Origin of the sequence: uncultured Phenylobacterium sp., assembly GCF_902826855.1 — a bacterium.
Classification (GTDB): Bacteria; Pseudomonadota; Alphaproteobacteria; order Caulobacterales; family Caulobacteraceae; genus Phenylobacterium.
Window position 1 is genome coordinate 1 of the sequence record NZ_CADEGK010000365.1, and the last position, 1,849, is coordinate 1,849.

3 protein-coding genes are annotated in these 1,849 nt (G+C 70.1%); 2 read left to right on the top strand and 1 reads right to left on the bottom strand.

Annotated elements, in window-relative coordinates:
* Positions 1-380 (top strand): SRPBCC domain-containing protein (locus QZV94_RS24810; RefSeq protein WP_293683115.1); only part of this gene is annotated, 380 nt, incomplete at its 5' end.
* Between the two features lie 17 nt (positions 381-397).
* The gene (locus tag QZV94_RS24815) at positions 398-1,006 is read left to right on the top strand and encodes a glutathione S-transferase family protein (protein WP_293683117.1); all 609 of its coding nucleotides are present in this window, start codon (positions 398-400) and stop codon (positions 1,004-1,006) included.
* Here the strand turns inward: QZV94_RS24815 and QZV94_RS24820 are convergent.
* On the bottom strand, positions 993-1,849 hold an 857-nt coding region (locus tag QZV94_RS24820), incomplete at its 5' end, for an SDR family NAD(P)-dependent oxidoreductase (RefSeq protein ID WP_293683119.1). The two genes, QZV94_RS24815 and QZV94_RS24820, sit on opposite strands and share 14 nt — an antisense overlap.

A 1,849-nucleotide genomic window follows, 5' to 3' on the forward strand; every position in this document is an offset into this window, starting at 1 on the left:
GGAGCATGCCCCACTGCACGGTCGACCTGCGGGTCGGCGGCCGCTACCGCTACGTCTGGCGCAACGACGAAACGGGCGCGCAGTTCGGCTCCTACGGCGAGCACCTGGAGGTGGTTCCCGTACAGCGGATCGTCACCACGGAGAACATGGACGGGCTGGACGGCCAACCGCTCAGCCTCGAGCCGCCGTGGGGGTCGCAGGAGCCTTCCGTCAACACCCTGACCCTCGCCGAGGCCGGCGGGCGCACCACGCTCACCATCAACGCCCGCTTCCCGTCCAAGGAGATCCGGGACATGGCGGTGCAGTCCGGCATGACCGACGGCATGGCGGTGGGCTACGACCGCCTGGAGGCCATGGCGGCCGAGCTCTCGGCCGGCTGAGGGGGGCGGGCAGTCGCATGATCACGGTCCACAACTTCAGCCGCGGCGTGCGCGGCCTGCGCGTGGTCTGGCAGTGCGAGGAGATGGGGCTGGCCTACCGGGCCGTGGGCTACGAGTTCCCGGTCCCGGACGCCTACCGGGCCAAGTACCCGCCGGGCTCCGTGCCCTTCCTGGATGACGAGGGGGGCGTCGGCATCGGGGAGAGCGTGGCCCAGATGCTCTACCTGGCGCAGCGCTACGGGCCGACGCCCTTGCTCCCGGCCGCACCCGCCGCGATGGCCCGGGCCCTGCAGCTCACGGTGGCCAGCGAGGCCAGCCTGGGCGGGCTGATGAACCCCTTGATGGGCGCGAAGTTCGCCGCGCCGCAGGGCGAGAAGGCCAACTGGACCAACGACTTCTGCGAGGCCCGGGTCGCGGGCATGCTGGACTACGTGGAGAGCCTGCTGGACGGCGACTATTTCGTGGGCGAGGCGCTCACCCTGGCGGACATCGCCATCTCCACGTCGCTCGGCATGTGGGAGGGCGCGCTGGGCAAGGCGATCCCGCCGCGCCTCGCCGCGCACCGCGAGCGCATGCAGCAGCGGCCCGCCTACCAGCGGGCCGCCGTCGCGTTCAGCGCACCGTGAGCCCGCCGTCGATCACCAGCTCCTGACCGGTGACATAGCGGCTCTCCGCCGAACATAGCCACAGCACGCCGTTGGCGATGTCCTCCGGGAAGCCCTTCACGCCCAGGGGCACGGAGGCGGCCGACATGGCGTCCAGGTCCGGCGGCGCATTGGCCAGCGGGTTGACCGCCTGGCCGACGGTCAGCCAGATCGGCGTCTCGATCAGGCCCGGATGCACCGAGTTCACCCGGATGCCGTCCTTGGCGATGGCGCACTCCATGGCGATCGACTGGGTGAAGAGCCGCACCGCGCCCTTGGTGGCGCAATAGCCGGCCAGGTTTGGCGAGCCCTTCAGGCCCGCCACCGAGGACATGTTCACGATCGAGCCGCCATCGCCGCTTTCCCGCATCAACGGCAAGGTGTGCTTCACGCCCAGGAAGACGCCGTCCACATTGATGTCCATCTGGCGGCGCCAGTCGGCGAGCGACATCTCGGTGATCGGCCCGCCGATCCCGATGCCCGCGTTGTTGACCAGGATGTCCAACCGCCCGTGCCGCGCCTTGATCCCGGCGACCACGGAGGCCCACTGGTCCTCGTCGGTGACATCGTGACGGACGTACTCGGCCTTGCCGCCGGCCGCGGTTATCCCCGCCACGACCTCGGCGCCGAGCTGGTCCTGGATATCGGTGCAGACGACAAATGCGCCCTCCGCGGCCAGCTTCTCGCAGCAACCGCGCCCGATCCCGCTCGCCCCGCCGGTGACCAGCGCCACCTTTCCGCTCACCCGACCTGCCATCTGCGCCTCCCGTTTCATCCTGCATTCCCCAAGTGGCGTGGCGTTTGAGGTGAAGATCGCCTGTATCC